We start from the raw sequence: 15,968 nt of genomic DNA, 5'->3' as shown, positions 1-15,968 counted from the left end.
TTCTTCAGTTCGGCCAAATGGCTTTGGCGGCGGCAGCAAGGCCGCCACGGACAGCCGTGTCAGCGTCGATCGTGTTAAAGGATAAAGAGAGTGCCTTGAAGGCCGCTTCATAAAGGCCCTTCAACTGCCCGGCGGCGACAAGGGTGATGTTGACGCCGGCCCCCGTATTTGACATGGCGCCCGCAATTTCGAGGCCGATCAAGGTTCCGGAGATCTTGGCCTGTGCGGCCGCGGCGGTCAGACCGTGCAGCAGCTGGCCCGAGCGCGCCGTAAAGAAGAGGTTGGTCGCCATTGCGGGATGCTCATAGGCTACCCTGATCGCCGTTTCGAAAGCTGCCTCATCTGCCGGCGTCTGATCGGCGCCGGCTACGGCATGTGACAGGATCGTATACTTGGAGATCGCATCGAAAAGCTCGCCGGTCATGAAACTGGAGAAGCCCGCGACCCGCCCATCCTTGACATGCACCCATTTCGAGTGCGTACCGGGCATGCAGACCGCGTGTGATCCGGTGCTTGCGGGGCCAAGCGCGCCAAGAAGCTGCGTTTCCTCGCCACGCATGACATCGGGCCTTTCCTGATCCCTCTGGGCTAGTCCCGGAAGGATACGTACCTCCCCGCTCTGACCGGGAACGGATACCGCGCCGGTCAGGATAGAAGAAAGCGATGCCGGGACGTCGATATAGCCTGCCTCGACCCATCCCTGTTTTGCGCCTGCCATGCCGCAGATGATGACCGGAAGATTTTCCGGCGCATTCACCTTGGCCAAGTGCGAGGCCAGAACCTCGGCAAAGCCGGTCTTTGCAGCCGTGGTCATGCCTTCGTTGCTGCGGCTTTCGCCAAGGATGCTGTCATCCTTGCCCATCAGCCAAAGCCGGAAACTGCTCGTTCCCCAATCCACCGCGACATAAGCGGGATTCGCCATCAGAAAATGCCTCCATCGACAATAAGGGATTGTGCGCTGATCGCTGCCGCGCAGCTGGACGCCAGAAACAGGCACGGACCAACGATGGCGTCTGCGTGCAGAACCTTCTTGACGCACTGGCGCTGCACAGCCCGAGCAATGCCTTCCTCGGTGAGCCAGAGTTTCATCTGACGATCTGTCACGATCATCCCCGGCAGAATGCAATTGACGCGGATGTTGTCAGGTCCGAGCTTGCCGGCCATGCTCTTGGTCAGCCCGATCACACCCGCTTTTGCTGTCGAATAGGCAGGGAATTCGGGCATGTTAAGGAGAAAGGCGATCGACGACATGTTGATCACCGCGCCGCCGCCGGCGGTGCGCATAGAGGGCGCAACGGCCTGCGTGGTGAAAAAGACGTGGCGCAGATTGATCGCCTGGTTGTCGTTCCAATATTCCTCGGTCACCGCCTCGAAATCGTGCCGGTCGTCGCGCGCGGCGTTGTTGACGAGTATGCTGATCGGGCCGGAGTGAGCGACAACCTCATCGACCGTCCTGCGGATGGCGGCAACATCCCGCAAATCCGCCTTGTGGAAGCGAACGGGGTGGAGCGTGTCGCGCGACAGCCTCTCGACAAGGTCATGGCTTTCCGCTTCATCGATGTCGATGAAGGAAACCTTGGCGCCCTGCCGGGCAAAGCCCCCAACAATCGCTGCCCCGATGCCTGACCCGCCGCCCGTGATCAGGACCGTGCGATCCCTGAATTCCGGAAACTGCGCAACAACGTCCACCGCTCTTTCCTCCCGGGTAGTTCTATTATATGGAACGTAATTTGACTATGTGGAATTATCCAATTATCCTGGCGTTTCTGTCAAGGCGTTTGGGGCAAGGATGAGTGCGGCAAAAGAGAGTGCATCCGAGGCGCGCGACACGGGCACCCTCGGCAAGCTGATGGTCCTTCTCGACCGGGTGACCCATGCAGACGAGCCTATGCGCTTCACCGACATACTGGCGGTCGCCAATCAGCCCCGTGGTACGGTTCACCGTCAGCTGAGCCATCTCGTGGAGGAAGGTCTGCTCGAGATCGATACAGACGGCCGCTACTCGCCGGGCTTGCGGCTATTGGATCTCGCCTCTCGCAGCTGGGCGCGCAACGAGTTCCGTCTCATTGCCGAGCCGCATCTTAAAGCTCTGCAGGATCTGACCGGCGAAACCGTTCACCTCGGCGTGCTGCGCGGCACCTCGATCATCTATCTCGACAAATTCGAAGGGCAGCAGCCTGTCAGAATGTACTCGCAGATCGGCAACGCCTCACCGGTCTATTGCACCGGTGTCGGCAAGGCTGCCCTGTCCATCCTGCCCAGAGAGCGGGTTAAGGCGTTGGTGGCGGACCTCGCCTTCCATCGGTTCACGGCCAACACCCATACCGCCGAGTCGCTTCTTGCCGAGATCGAGGAGATACGAAAGCAGGGCCATGCCTTCGACCGTGAGGAGCACGAGGTTGGGATCAGGTGCATTGCTGCCCCGATTTGGTCGGAAAACCTGTCGCTTGTCGGCGGCGTTTCCGTAACTGGCCCGGCTTACCGGCTCACCGTGGAAAGGCTTTCGGAATGGGCCGCCGCGATCCAGGAGTCGGCCGAACGGATCATGGAGGCGATGCGCATCGGGCTTGGTCCTCGTCGCTGACGATGTCCCACGATCGGCAGGGACCCACCTAAAGCATAATATTGAGATTTTCTGACGAATCATCACAATTGACGCTCGTCAATCCCCCGTCCTGGGGTGTATGTGCTGGTAAATCGTCACCGGCGATACAAATTAGCGACGGCGCGGACGAGACGCCGCCTCCTTCAGCAATCCATCTTTCGAGTCGAATAAGTAAATGACCCCATCGCAGCCAGGATCTTCCGTGGACGTACACGTTAGTGAGATCGCCGCACTGAAAACGCAGTTCGATATTTTCCGCTTCATGAAGAAAGTAACGGAAGCCTATCGTGCGCGGGCCTTTATGGTCTTCAATATCCCCTCCGTGACGGCGCGTGATCTGCAGAGTAACGCGGTCATCTCGAGTTGGCCGGTGGAACTTCTTGCCGCCTACGACCACGAAGGACTGGTGGCCAACAGCCCAGTCATGAAGCGACTCCGGACCTCGACCACGCCGTTCTTCAACGACGTGTCACAGGCAAAGCTGGATCGGCCTGATGGAAAGGCTGGCATCGTCAAGGCGCTCTTTGAACGCTTTCGCATGATGCGTTGCGCTTATTTTCCAACCCACGAGGCCTCCGGTGGCCGCGGTGCCGTTTCATTTTCAGGCGATCGCGAGGCATTCACCGCCGAGGAAATGCGCGAACTCCACTATATTTCCATCCACGTCTTCGACCGGCTGGCAGAGATCCGCAGCTATGACAATCGGGTCACGGGCACCTTGACTGATCGCGAGATCGACTGTCTGAACTGGACTGCCGCCGGTAAGACCAGCGTTGAGATTGCCGAAATCCTCAGCCTGTCCGAACACACGGTGAACCACTACCTCAACCGCGCGACCAAGAAGCTCGATACGGTGAACCGCACACAAGCAGTCGCCAAGGCCCTGCGGATCGGCCTTATAAAGTAAGGGTTGCGCAAATTGTGGGCTTCACTGGCATTCGCGCCTAAATCTTCGCCAATGCCGACCACTTTGTCACCGGGTCACATCGGCATTTGCGAATGTTTGCCAATTGGCACGCTTTCTGCATCCTTGTCTCCAGCGGTCCAGAGGGGACCTGGTAACGACGCCGGATAAACGGCGCGACCGAACACCGCCAGCCGATGCCACGATGCCTGATGTTGGGCTTGGGCGTCGGCGGCGGTTGTTGCTTTTGAGACACGCCGTTGACGGCATATCCCTGCGTATGGTCTTCCAATGGGCGTTTTGTGCTGGCCTTTTGCCGCGCTTGCTCTAGTTCGCAAGGCTTACCTCGGTATCCTGGAAGGCCGTTGCGACCATCAGGGCGAAAGCCCGGCGGACTTGGTGGACGCAGTGGCCTTCCGGTTGGCCTCGTTTCCCTCAATTGCCATTCGATCAACGATTTTGTTTGGCGAAGGCGCGGCGCTCCTCTATCTAGAATGCCAACATAGGCAGTGAGGATGGAATGACCGGCGTCACCAAGGAACAGGTTCTCGAAACGCTGAAGACGGTCCGCGGCCCCGATCTCGAACATGATATCGTCGAGCTCGGCATGGTGTCTGATGTCTTCATTTCCGATGGCAAGGTCTATTTCTCCATTACGGTTCCGGCGGAGAGCGCCAAAGAGCTGGAACCGCTTCGCCTCGCGGCCGAACGGGTCATCAAGGAGATGCCGGGCGTCAAGGGAGCGCTGGTTGCGCTGACGGCAGACAAGAGGGCCGGTTCAGGCGCGGCGCCGGTTTCGCGCCCTCAACCCCAGGCGGGACATGACCATCATGGCCATGCACACGCGCCGCAACAGCAGCCCCGTGCGGGCAAGCTCGGCGTTCCCGGTATCAACGCGATCATCGCCGTTGCCTCGGGTAAAGGAGGCGTAGGCAAGTCCACGACCGCCGTCAATCTTTCGCTCGGTCTCCAGGCAAATGGTCTGCGTGTCGGCATTCTCGATGCCGATATCTACGGCCCGTCGATGCCGCGGCTGCTGAAGATCTCCGGCCGCCCCACCCAGATCGATGGCCGCATCATCAATCCGATGGAAAATTACGGGCTGAAGGTCATGTCGATGGGCTTCCTCGTCGACGAGGACACGGCCATGATCTGGCGCGGCCCGATGGTGCAATCGGCGCTGATGCAGATGCTGCGCGAGGTTGCCTGGGGCGAGCTCGATGTGCTTGTCGTCGATATGCCGCCCGGCACCGGCGATGCGCAGCTGACGATGGCACAGCAGGTGCCGCTCGCCGGCGCCGTCATCGTTTCGACCCCGCAGGATCTCGCCCTCGTCGATGCCCGCAAGGGGTTGAACATGTTCAAGAAGGTCGAGGTTCCCGTGCTCGGCATCGTTGAGAACATGAGCTATTTTATCGCGCCCGATACCGGCACGCGTTATGATATCTTTGGTCATGGCGGCGCTCGCAAGGAAGCCGAACGCATTGGCGTTCCTTTCCTCGGCGAAGTGCCGCTGACGATCAACATCCGCGAGACGTCGGACGCCGGAACGCCACTTGTTGCCACCGAGCCGAACGGCATTGTCGCCGGCATCTATCGAGAGATCGCCGCCAAGGTCTGGCAGCAGCTCGGTGGGCAGCCGCAGCGGGCCGCGCCGGCGATTGTTTTCGAGTGAATGCTTCGGCGCCGCTCGACTCCCAATTGCGGAGGAAATGTGGTCAAACGGCGCCGCGGACGGAAGATGTCTTGATTCTTTCGCAGCTTTCCGTCATATGGCGCGCCGTCGCCATGAGGCGGCTTTTTGCGAATGCTCGATGATGGCCAACCCGATGGGGACCGGTCTCACCTGCATGTTCGGAGTTATCTTGGTCGAAGGATTGGTGACTGCGATGCGGTTGAGCACGTTGCATATCTCGGCGGTTGCCGGATGTGCCAGGAGTCGTATGAATTTTCGTCAATCGCTTTCGTTAAGATCGGGAACTTGCATCCCGCGCGCGCTCGCAGGCGGCGCGCCGTGGAAGGGCTTTCGATGAAAGCAGCGTTGTGCGCAACACACCCGGATTGCCGGAGGTCCAGCCGGTGATCACGGCCTACTGTTCCGATTGTAAGCCGGTTGAAATCGGCGATCTGTCGCAAGGTTCGTTGCGTGACGATGTGATGTGGATCGACATGATCGAGCCTTCGCGCGAGGAGGAACTCTTCGTCGAAAGAACCCTCGGTGTCGAGGTTCCGACGCGAGACGATCTCAAGGACATCGAGCCGTCGGCCCGCCTCTACATGGAAAACGATGCCGTGTTCATGACCGCATCCCTCGTCTGGAAGGTTGAAACGGACGCGCCGACGCTGACCGACGTTGCGTTCATCCTGGCTGGCAAGCGGATGATCACGATTCGCTACGCGCAACCAAAGTCCTTTTCGCTGTTCATCGCCGCTCTTCACCGCGTGCCGCAGCAGTGGCGAAGTGGCGCCGCGTTGCTGGCAAAGCTCTTTGAAACCGTGATCGATCGGACTGCCGAAATCTTGGAGTTGTCGGTCGCGCGTATCGACATCCTGTCGACACATGTGTTTGGCGACCGCGCCAGGAAAGTCCGCAAGCCGTCGAACTATCTGGAAGAAAAGCTCAGGGACATCGCAGGCCATCATCGCCTCGTCAGCAAGGTCCGGGACAGCCTCGCGTCGCTGTCGCGGCTGATGACGTTTTTCTACACCGTCCCGGCCGTCCAGCAGGATCGCGACACCAAGGAACTCTGCAAGACGGTTTCGCGTGACATCCAGTCGCTCAATGAGCATGCGTCCTTCATCGCCGGCAATATCACCTTCCTGCTCGACGCCTCGCTCGGCCTGATCAACATCGAGCAGAACGCGATCATTAAGATTTTTTCGATCGCGTCCGTGGTGTTCTTGCCGCCGACGCTGGTCGCCTCCATCTACGGTATGAATTTCGAATTCATGCCGGAACTGCACTTTGCCCAGGGATATCCGTATTCGCTTGGGCTCATGGTGCTGTCCGCCGTCATTCCCTTCTTCTTTTTCCGATGGAAAGGCTGGCTCTGAAGAGCCTGTTTTCATTTCATGCACGAAGGCAGCCATTCACACGAACGAAAAATGAAGCCGCGCAAGCTGTTCTATCTGGCGCTGGGCTCCGTCGGCGTCGTCTATGGCGATATCGGAACCAGCCCGCTCTACGCGTTTCGCGAAGCATTGAAGCCCGTCGCGATCGACGGCCTCACACGCTTCGAGGTGATCAGCCTCATCTCGTTGATGATCTGGGCTCTGACCATTATCGTCACCATCAAATACGTGCTCTTCCTGCTGCGCGCCGACAACGAAGGCGAAGGCGGTACGCTCTCCCTGCTGGCGTTGCTGATGAAGACCGCCAACGGGCATACCGCGCTGCTGATGCTGCTTGGTCTCGTCGGTGCAGCATTGTTCCTCGGCGATGCGATGATCACACCGGCGCTGTCGGTTCTGTCGGCCGTTGAAGGGCTGAAGCTCGTGGCACCTAGCCTGACGAGCTATATTGTGCCGATTTCGGTCTTCATTCTGGCCTTGTTGTTTGCTGTGCAGTCGCGCGGAACCGGCGCCATGGCCCGTTTTTTCGGGCCGATCACGGCGCTCTGGTTCATCGTGATGGCCGCTGCCGGCATTTCGCACATCTCGGATGACTTCGGCATCCTTGCCGCCTTCAACCCCTATTATGCGATCAGTTTCCTGCTGCATGAGGGATTTTACGGCGTCGTCGTGCTTGGCGCAGTCTTCCTGACCGTGACGGGCGCGGAAGCGCTTTATGCCGATCTTGGCCACTTTGGCCGGCGGCCGATTCAGTGGGCGTGGTTTGCACTGGTTTTCCCGGCATTGACGCTGAACTATTTGGGGCAGGGCGCTCTCGTGCTCGGCAATCCGATGGCGATGTCTGATCCTTTCTACCTGATGTATCCGCAATGGGCGCTGCTGCCGGTCGTCATCCTCGCGACCGCTGCGACGATCATCGCCAGCCAGGCCGTCATTACCGGCGCTTTTTCGCTTGTTCGACAGGGCATCAACCTCGGCTTCTTGCCGCGTATGGAAATCCTCTTCACGTCGGAGACCAATACGGGACAGATCTTCGTACCGTCCGTCAACGCTGTGCTCTTCTTCGGCGTCATATTCCTCGTCATCAGCTTCAAGACGTCGGATGCGCTGGCAACCGCCTACGGTATCTCGGTGACGGGCGCGATGGTCGTCACTTCGATCATGGCCTTCGAGTTCGTGCGCGTTCGCTGGAACTGGTCTATCCCGGTCGCAACACTCGCCTTGGCGCCGCTCGTCGGTCTTGAACTCATCTTCCTTGGCGCCAACCTGCTGAAGATCCACGACGGTGGCTACATTCCGATCATGATTGCCACGGCGTTCACCGTGATCATGTGGACCTGGCGACGCGGCTCGGCTCTGCTGATGGAGAAGACGCGCCATACCGATATCCCGCTGGCGTCGTTCGTCAGTTCGATCGAGCGCAAGAGCGACCATTCCCCCGCCCAGGTGCCCGGCACCGCGATCTTCCTGACCAGCGATCCGGAATCGGCTCCTGCCGCGCTATTGCATAATCTGAAGCACAACCACGTTTTGCATGACAAGAACGTGATTCTGACGATCCGCACGATCAACAAGCCGCGTGTTTCGAGCGCCGATCGCTACAAGGTCGAGCAGATCTCGGAGCGGTTCTCGCGCGTCGAACTGCTGTTCGGATTCATGGAATCGCAGAACGTCTCGCAGGCCTTGGCGACGCTGCGCAAGACCGGCCTGAAGTTCGACATCATGTCGACCTCCTTCTACCTCGGCCGCCGCAAGCTGGTTCCCGATGCCAAGTCCGGAATGCCTTACTGGCAGGATCGCCTTTACATTGCGCTCGCCAATGCTGCAGCAAATCCGTCGGATTACTTCCGCCTGCCGGCAAATCGCGTGGTGGAACTCGGCTCGCACGTCATTATCTAGCCGAACCAGTGCCCTTCACAATCCCGGCAAACTGAACTGACCCCCGAAAGCAACCTTCGGGGGTTTTGCATGTCCAAATACATCCGGCCCTTATTTTTGCTGCCGCTAATGCTTTCGTCCCTGGAAGGCGCCCGCATTAACCAAGCATCAAGGTTAATGAGACATTTTCAACGGCATGTTCATGCGTCTCATGCCGGAGTCTCGCGTTGCGTCGAAATAGCCGTTCCCGTGGCAAGCTGCGCCGCTTGCTTCAAAACTGGAGTTCACCCGCGCTCTTCGGCGTTTTCGGGTGGCTGATGTCGCCGACGATGGTGTCCCATGCGGACCTCGCTGCTCTGCTTGCCGGCCTCGATCAGGAACGGGAAAACTGGCGTATGGTATTGACCAATTCGCCGGCGGGGTCGATCCATCAGGCGGAACTGACCTTTGCCGATCCTGTCGTGACAGGCACGATCGCCGCCGGTGCAGGCATGGTTCTGCCTGACGGGCGCAAGGTCGCTTTTATGGCGAAGCAAAAGGGACATGAGGCGACGCCGGATGAAGACCGGGTCAATCGCCCGTCTAAAAAGGGCCGCGTCGTTGCCGTCGAAAAAGTGCAGCCGCCAAAGGATTTCTCTGCCGGGTCTATCCTCCACAGAACACGCCTGCTTTTTCAGCCCGCCTTCGACGTGAAGGATAAGTCGGCCTTCGTGAAGCCGAAGATCAAGGGCAAGGAAATCCAGATCGCCTCGAATTTCTACAAGAAGGAGCCGCCGAAGCCCGATCGCGGCGTCTCTCCCATGCTAGCCGGCCTCGTGACCAACACAAAGGCCGACGTGCTGGCAACGGCCTATGCGCCGGCCGCTCCTGATTATTCCCGTCAGTCGCCGTTCGATTCGATTCTGACCGACAAGGCCGACGATGGTCGCTTCGTGCCGCAGATTGGCCCGCGTGACCACGCCTGGGCTGCAAGCATCCTGTCGCCCTCCGTATTCTCGGCGGCCGAGCAGCAGTGCCTGGCATCCGGCATCTATTTCGAAGCCCGTGGCGAAACGGTGAAGGGGCAAGCCGCCGTCGCCCAGGTCATTCTCAATCGCGTCCGCAATCCGGCCTACCCGAAGACGATTTGCGGCGTCGTCTATCAGAACGAGGATTGGCGCAACCGATGCCAGTTCTCCTTTGCCTGCGACAACATCAAGGATCGCGTGAATTCGCAGTATCATTGGAGAATCGCCCGCGAAGTCGCCATGGCCGTGACCGCAGGCAAGATCTGGTTCCCGCAGGTCGGTTCCGCCACGCACTATCATGCTGTCTACGTTCGTCCGAAATGGGCCAAGACGATGGAAAAGGTCGGTCGCATTGGCCTGCATGTCTTCTATCGCACCTATGGCGGCGGCTGGAGCTGAGGAAGAAGCTGATCCTGACGCGATTTCGCGTCTCATCGCCGCACACAAAAGCGGATTCTTTCGGTCGATTTTGGCTAAGCTCGTCGAGATCGGCCTAAGCATATGTTTTTTATCGCCTATTTTATGGCTGGACATCGACCTCCTACGCCTTGACTATGCTTTTTGCTAAAACTATGTTGCGCGCGACTTCAGAACGGGCCGAAAGGTTCTCAAACCTTGGGGTCGTTGTCGGTAAACCGGGGTAGCGGGCAGACAGCGGCTGGCGGAGGAGAGCACCATGGCGGATGACCGCGAGGAAAGTCTTGAGAAGCGCCGGGCGCAATTGGAAGCGAAGCTCGCAACCAAGCGCGTAGAGGCGGGGAAGGAAGAGGCTATCGAAGCCAGCGCCGAGGCGAGCCGCAAGGGCTATGCCGAGGCGATGAAGCTTTCGAGCGAATTCATCTCCGCAATCGTCGTCGGCGCCGTTCTTGGCTATGTCCTCGACCGTTTTGTCGGCACGGCGCCTTGGGGATTGATTGTTCTTCTTCTTCTTGGATTTTGTGCCGGCGTACTGAACGTTCTGCGTGCTGCGGGGAAGGTTGCAAAGCCCGATCCTGCTAAGGGCGAGAATGGCGGAAAATAGGGCAGGGCGCTCCAGCGTTCGATCCAGTGCAATGATCCCGTTTCGCGCGGGCTAAAGATAGAGAGAACAAGCGGTGTCTAACGATCCGACCCATCAGTTCCTGATCCAGAAGATTGTGCCGATCGAAGTCGGCGGAATTGATTTCTCGTTTACGAACGCATCGCTCTTTATGGTAGCGTCCGCTGCCGTCGCCGCTGGCTTTTTGTATTTCTCGACGTCGAACCGGGCGATCGTGCCTGGCCGTTCCCAGTCGGTGGCGGAGATGTCCTACGAGTTCATCGCCAACATGCTGAAGGAAGGCGCTGGATCCAAGGGAATGAAGTTCTTCCCGTTGGTCTTCTCGCTCTTCATGTTCGTGTTGACGGCAAACCTGCTCGGTATGTTCCCGTACTTCTTCACGGTCACCAGCCAGATCATCGTCACCCTCGCGCTGGCGCTGCTCGTGATCGGTACCGTTCTCGTCTACGGTTTCTACAAGCACGGCTTCCACTTCCTGAATATCTTCGTGCCGCAGGGCGTTCCGGGCATTCTTCTGCCGCTCGTCGTGACGATCGAAATCATCTCCTTCCTCTCCCGTCCGATTTCGCTCTCCGTTCGTCTCTTCGCCAACATGTTGGCGGGTCACATCACCCTTAAAGTGTTCGCAGGCTTCGTCGCCTCGCTTGGAGCGCTGGGTGCACTCGGCGTCGGTGGTGCCATTCTTCCCCTCATCATGACGGTCGCCCTGACCGGTCTCGAGTTCCTCGTTGCCTTCCTCCAGGCTTACGTCTTTGCGGTGCTGACTTGCATGTACCTCAATGACGCGATCCATCCGGGCGGCCACTAAGGATACCGATATTGACGTCCATGGGCGTCAGTCAATTCGCCGTAACAACCATTTCAAAGGAGTGAAAATATGGATCCCATCGCAGCAAAGTACATCGGCGCAGGTCTGGCTTGCCTCGGTATGGCCGGTACGGCTCTCGGCCTCGGCAACATCTTCGGCAGCTACCTGTCCGGCGCACTGCGCAACCCGTCGGCTGCTGACAGCCAGTTCGGCCGTCTGGTTTTCGGCTTTGCCGTTACGGAAGCTCTGGGCATCTTCTCGCTGCTCGTCGCTCTCCTCCTGCTCTTCGCCGTCTAAGACAGGCGCATTGAAGGATCACGGCCTGCGACCCGCAAGCCGTGATCCTTTGCATTTGCAGTACACCTGGAGGTGAGCATGTTTTTTGTGACCCCGGCTTACGCCGAAGAGGCCCCGGCGGGAACCGCAGAAACTGGCGCAGCGACCGGTACAGACACGCATGCCGCTCCGGCAGCAGGCGAGGTCCACACCGAGACCGGCGTACCAGCCGAGCATCACGGCGGCGGCGTATTCCCGCCTTTCGATTCGACGACCTTCGCCTCGCAGCTTCTGTGGCTGGCGATCACGTTCGTTGTCTTCTTCGTGCTCATGCAAAAGGTCATCACGCCGCGCATCGGTGGTATTCTCGAGCAGCGCCACAATCGCATCTCGCAGGACCTCGATGAGGCAGGCCGCCTGAAGGCGGAAGCCGACGCCGACGTTGCTGCTTACGAAGCCGAATTGGCCGCTGCTCGCGCCAAGTCAAACTCGATCGGCACTGCCGCTCGCGATGCCGCCAAACTGAAGGCGGAGGCCGACCGCAAGGCCGTTGAAGCAAGCCTGGCTGAAAAGCTGAAAGCTGCGGAAGGTCGCATCGCCGACATCAAGGCGAAGGCATTCGCTGACGTCGGTTCCATCGCCGAAGAAACCGCAACGGCTGTTGTAGAACAGCTGATCGGCACCACAGCAACGGCAGAGGTTGCTGCTGCGGTTGCTGACATCAAGAAGGGGGCTTGATCGATGGAATTTGCATTGGACGCAACATTCTTCGCATTCGTCGGTCTTGTGCTGTTCCTGGCGCTGATCGTCTACCTCAAGGTTCCGGGCATGATGGCTAAGTCGCTCGACGACCGTGCCGATCAGATCCGCAACGAGCTGTCGGAAGCCAAGCGCCTGCGCGAAGAGGCCCAGCATCTGCTGGCCGAGTATCAGCGCAAACGCAAGGAAGCTGAAGCAGAAGCTGCACACATTGTCGCGGCTGCTGAGCGTGAAGCCGAAATGCTGACGGTGGAAGCCAAGAAGAAGACGGAAGAATTCGTCGCAAACCGCACCGCGGTTTCCGAGCAGAAGATCAAGCAGGCGGAAGCCGATGCGATGAAGGCGGTTCGTTCCGCTGCTGTTGATCTGGCGATCGCCGCTGCCGAAAACGTTCTGGCGAAGAAGGCCGACACGAAGGTGCAGGCCGATCTCTTCAAGGGGGCGGTCGGCGAAGTGAAGACGCGTTTGAACTGAGCGCTCGGTTCTTGTTCAACCGAAAAGCCCCGTTCAACGACGGGGCTTTTTTGCTATTGGCGGCACGGCCGTCAAGGTGAAGGTGCCAATGCTGACGGATGAGACGCATCGCGGACCGATCTGTCAACGATCAGCGCACCGCCATGTCCGATCTCGTTGTCGAGCGTTTGGATGCGCTCGTCGCCTTCATGGAAGAGGAGGCGACGCGGGGACCGGAAAATATTGCAGGGATATCGAGCAGCGCCATCACACGCTTTGTTGCGAGGACATCGACTGCATCCGCGCACATCGGAGCTAAATCCTGGGCGGGCACATGGCCGCCTGATCAGCTGAATAGCAGGCGGCTGCCATAAAGCCGCCATTCCATGGTCGGCGGATCGCCCCGCTATTGCCGCACCAAAAACGTCTCACAATCATATTGTCGCCGGATCGTTCCTCAACCCTAACCAACGGCCAAGGCAGCTCGCTGCCGTTCACGCCGTATCATCACGGAGGAATGACTATATGACCATTCGTTACATTGCTGCTGCGTTGTTGACTGCCGCAGCCTTCGGTTTGGTGCCTTTCAGCACGCCTGCGTCCGCACAGGAGGCAGCTCCGGAGAAGCAACCGATCCAAGCGCAGCCAGAAAGCAAGGGCGAGGCCGCAGCCGTCAGTGATCAGAAGATCGAGGCCTTTGCGGTCGCCTATCTGCAGGTCGACAAGATCAGGCAGGAATACGCGGCCAAGCTCGAAGCAACGCAGGATGCTGGGGCAAAGCAACAACTACAGACCGAGGGCAGTAAGCAAATGGTTCAGGCCGTGGAAGGCTCTCCGGGGATATCGGTAGAGGAATATAATTCAATTCTAACAGCCGCGCAGAACGATCCGGCGCTCGTCAAGAGAGTTCAGGAAAAGCTCCAGAATTCGGCACCTACGCAGCAGCCCGCGACACAACAGCCCGCGACACAGCAGCCCGCGACACAGCAGTAGGCGGTCTCCTGGACTGCGTGCTTGCACTCTGGGTCACGCATGCGAAGCGGTCTGATGGCCGCTTCGCATGCGATCTGTCGTCGTTACGACAAAGACGGCCACGCAGGGCCCCGTTCTCATAGCTGGGCTACACGGCCAGACGCTACTCCTGCAGCATCTCTTCCGTCGCGCCGCCCTCGATTCCGTCCTTCTTCAACGGCCTGAAACTCATGCGGTGAAGCGGGCAGGGGCCATGCCGCTCAATCCTGGCGCGGTGCTGCGCTGTGCCATAACCCACATGTGCGGCAAAGCCATAGGCGGGGAAGACGGCGTGCGCACGCGCCATCATTCGATCGCGCGTCACCTTGGCGACAATGGAGGCGGCAGCGATGGAAACAGAGCGCGCGTCACCCTTGACGACCGCTTGGCCGGGACAGGCGAGACCGGGTGGAACGTCTATCCCATCGGTCAGCACATAGCTTGCAGGTATCGACAAGCCGCAGATGGCGCGGCGCATGGCGTCTAGGCTGGCCTTGCGGATATCCGTCTCGTCGATGCGCGTCGAGCTCGAGGAGGCGATCGATACGGTCGCCGTCGCAAGAATCTGAACGAAAAGCTCCTCGCGCTTCTGTGCCGAAAGCTGCTTCGAATCGTTCAAGCCATCGGGAATGCGCTTTGGATCGAGAATGACGGCTGCTGCCACCACCGGGCCGGCCAGCGGGCCGCGTCCCGCCTCATCAGCGCCCGCGACCGGCCAATGACCGGCCTTGCGCGCCTTCAGCTCCAGCCGGAAATCCGGCACGAGGGGGACATCTTCGAAAAGCATAGGAGAATCGGGTGACGTGCGAGGTTTCATGCGGCTGAACCTCGCACGCCAACCCGATTTCCTGCAAGTCCCCGGATCAGGGCGGCGGGCCGGGGACTTGGGCGCGGACGGGCAGGGCGACCATCCGCAAAGCTCGAATATCAAAGCAGCGATAGCTGCACGCCGCTGCCATCAGGCGGAACGAACAGGTCGTCGCGCAGCGGCATGCTGCGCCGGGTCATGCCAAGCCGTTTCGTGGCCATCTCGAAACGACGCGCAATCTGCCACGCATAGGGACCAGCTCCCTTCATCCGCTTGCCGAACTCTGCGTCATAATCCTTGCCGCCGCGCATCGAACGGACAAGCGACATGACGTGCCGGTAACGGTCGGGGTAGTTTTGCAGCAGCCAGTCGCGAAACAGCGGCGATACTTCGAATGGCAGGCGCAGGATGACGTAACCTGCTTCCTTCGCGCCCGCCGAATGGGCTGAGTCGAGAATGCGCTCCAGTTCGTGATCGTTGAGCGCGGGAATCATGGGCGCTGCCATCACCGATGTCTGGACACCCGCATCGGAGAGTGCGCGGATAGCCTCCAGCCGACGCGTCGGCGTCGAGGCGCGCGGCTCCATGGTCCGCGCGAGCTTGCGCTCGAGCGTCGTTACCGACAGCGAAACACGAACAAGGTTCCTCTCGGCCATCGCCGAGAGAATATCGAGATCGCGCAGGATCATTGCCGACTTCGTAACCACCGAAACCGGATGGTTGGCCTTCTCAAGCACCTCGAGAATCTGCCGCATGATGCGCCATTCCTTCTCGATCGGCTGGTAGGGATCGGTGTTGGTCCCGATCGCGATGACGCGCGGCTTGTAACCGGGCTTCGCCAACTCTCGCTCCAGAAGCTTCGCTGCATCTGGCTTGGCAAAGAGTTTGGCTTCGAAGTCCAGACCGGCGGAAAGACCCATATAGGCATGTGTCGGCCGTGCGAAGCAGTAGATGCAGCCATGCTCGCAGCCGCGATAAGGATTGATCGAGCGGTCGAAGGGAACGTCTGGCGATTCGTTGCGCGTGATGGCCGTCCGCGGCTTTTCGACCTGCACCTCGGTCTTGAACGGCGGAAGATCCTCAAGGTTCTGCCAGCCATCGTCGAACGTCTCACGGCGCAGAGGCTCGAAGCGACCACTCGGATTGAGTCCGGCCGCACGCCCGCGGCGACGGTCGACATCGATCCGCAGACCGGCAGATACGATCATCGCATCGGCAATATCTGCCGTATTGGCAGGCGCAAATGCGGCCTGCCCTGCAAGGGACTGCTCGTTCATCGGATTCTCCGCTGGCGGAAGCTTTGCTTCCATCCGGTTTGATGATTAAATTCCTATCGGCAAAATGAGAA

General features: G+C 59.4%; 16 protein-coding genes. 12 read left to right on the top strand and 4 right to left on the bottom strand.

Features of this window, described 5'->3' with window-relative positions; translation table 11 throughout:
* Positions 1-4 precede the first annotated feature (4 nt).
* Together BSG20_RS00720 and BSG20_RS00715 are read right to left on the bottom strand one after the other, a co-directional pair.
* Positions 5-922, bottom strand: a complete 918-nt coding sequence (locus BSG20_RS00720) for a 2-dehydro-3-deoxygalactonokinase (RefSeq protein ID WP_072370527.1) — start codon at positions 920-922, stop codon at positions 5-7.
* On the bottom strand, positions 922-1,689 hold the full coding sequence (locus BSG20_RS00715; protein WP_072370524.1) for an SDR family NAD(P)-dependent oxidoreductase: 768 nt from the start codon (positions 1,687-1,689) through the stop codon (positions 922-924). The genes BSG20_RS00720 and BSG20_RS00715 overlap by 1 nt, the downstream gene beginning before the upstream one ends.
* Before the next feature lie 100 nt (positions 1,690-1,789).
* Here BSG20_RS00715 and BSG20_RS00710 point away from each other — a divergent pair, with 100 nt between their 5' ends.
* The 12 genes from BSG20_RS00710 (at position 1,790) to BSG20_RS00645 (ending at position 13,794) form a co-directional block, all read left to right on the top strand.
* On the top strand, positions 1,790-2,584 hold the full coding sequence (locus BSG20_RS00710) for an IclR family transcriptional regulator (protein WP_072370520.1): 795 nt from the start codon (positions 1,790-1,792) through the stop codon (positions 2,582-2,584).
* Positions 2,585-2,780: 196 nt separating this feature from the next.
* A complete protein-coding gene (locus BSG20_RS00705) occupies positions 2,781-3,512 on the top strand; it encodes a helix-turn-helix transcriptional regulator (protein WP_024314315.1) in 732 nt (243 codons plus the stop codon).
* A 517-nt stretch (positions 3,513-4,029) separates the two neighbouring features.
* A complete protein-coding gene (gene apbC / locus BSG20_RS00700) occupies positions 4,030-5,184 on the top strand; it encodes an iron-sulfur cluster carrier protein ApbC (RefSeq protein WP_072370518.1) in 1,155 nt (384 codons plus the stop codon).
* A gap of 404 nt (positions 5,185-5,588) precedes the next feature.
* A complete protein-coding gene (locus BSG20_RS00695) occupies positions 5,589-6,563 on the top strand; it encodes a magnesium transporter CorA family protein (protein WP_072370750.1) in 975 nt (324 codons plus the stop codon).
* Positions 6,564-6,581: 18 nt separating this feature from the next.
* Positions 6,582-8,480, top strand: coding sequence for a potassium transporter Kup (locus BSG20_RS00690; protein ID WP_072370515.1), 1,899 nt, complete (start codon positions 6,582-6,584; stop codon positions 8,478-8,480).
* Positions 8,481-8,686: 206 nt separating this feature from the next.
* Positions 8,687-9,865: a cell wall hydrolase gene (locus BSG20_RS00685; RefSeq protein ID WP_072370512.1), complete on the top strand. Its 1,179-nt coding sequence runs from the start codon at positions 8,687-8,689 to the stop codon at positions 9,863-9,865.
* Positions 9,866-10,142: 277 nt separating this feature from the next.
* The gene (locus tag BSG20_RS00675) at positions 10,143-10,487 is read left to right on the top strand and encodes an AtpZ/AtpI family protein (protein ID WP_072370509.1); all 345 of its coding nucleotides are present in this window, start codon (positions 10,143-10,145) and stop codon (positions 10,485-10,487) included.
* A gap of 73 nt (positions 10,488-10,560) precedes the next feature.
* Entirely contained in the window at positions 10,561-11,313 is a 753-nt protein-coding gene (locus BSG20_RS00670; RefSeq protein ID WP_072370506.1) for a F0F1 ATP synthase subunit A, read from the top strand.
* 69 nt (positions 11,314-11,382) lie between these two features.
* Positions 11,383-11,610 carry a F0F1 ATP synthase subunit C gene (locus BSG20_RS00665; RefSeq protein ID WP_016552934.1) on the top strand — a complete coding sequence of 76 codons (228 nt, stop codon included), beginning with the start codon at positions 11,383-11,385 and terminating at the stop codon, positions 11,608-11,610.
* A gap of 78 nt (positions 11,611-11,688) precedes the next feature.
* Positions 11,689-12,327 (top strand): F0F1 ATP synthase subunit B, encoded by a 639-nt coding sequence (locus BSG20_RS00660; protein WP_072370503.1) that lies wholly within the window; start codon positions 11,689-11,691, stop codon positions 12,325-12,327.
* Between the two features lie 3 nt (positions 12,328-12,330).
* Positions 12,331-12,822, top strand: a complete 492-nt coding sequence (locus BSG20_RS00655; RefSeq protein WP_072370500.1) for a F0F1 ATP synthase subunit B — start codon at positions 12,331-12,333, stop codon at positions 12,820-12,822.
* A 504-nt stretch (positions 12,823-13,326) separates the two neighbouring features.
* Positions 13,327-13,794, top strand: coding sequence for a DUF4168 domain-containing protein (locus BSG20_RS00645; protein ID WP_072370493.1), 468 nt, complete (start codon positions 13,327-13,329; stop codon positions 13,792-13,794).
* Positions 13,795-13,936: 142 nt separating this feature from the next.
* Here the strand turns inward: BSG20_RS00645 and BSG20_RS00640 are convergent, their stop codons facing one another.
* Positions 13,937-14,629, bottom strand: a complete 693-nt coding sequence (locus tag BSG20_RS00640) for a ribonuclease HII (RefSeq protein ID WP_072370490.1) — start codon at positions 14,627-14,629, stop codon at positions 13,937-13,939.
* 110 nt (positions 14,630-14,739) lie between these two features.
* A complete protein-coding gene (locus BSG20_RS00635) occupies positions 14,740-15,897 on the bottom strand; it encodes a PA0069 family radical SAM protein (RefSeq protein WP_072370747.1) in 1,158 nt (385 codons plus the stop codon).
* Positions 15,898-15,968: the final 71 nt, after the last annotated feature.

It is taken from the genome of Rhizobium tibeticum (assembly GCF_900110205.1).
GTDB classification, from domain to species: Bacteria; Pseudomonadota; Alphaproteobacteria; order Rhizobiales; family Rhizobiaceae; genus Rhizobium; species Rhizobium tibeticum.
This window is presented reverse-complemented; position numbering and strand designations above follow the sequence as displayed.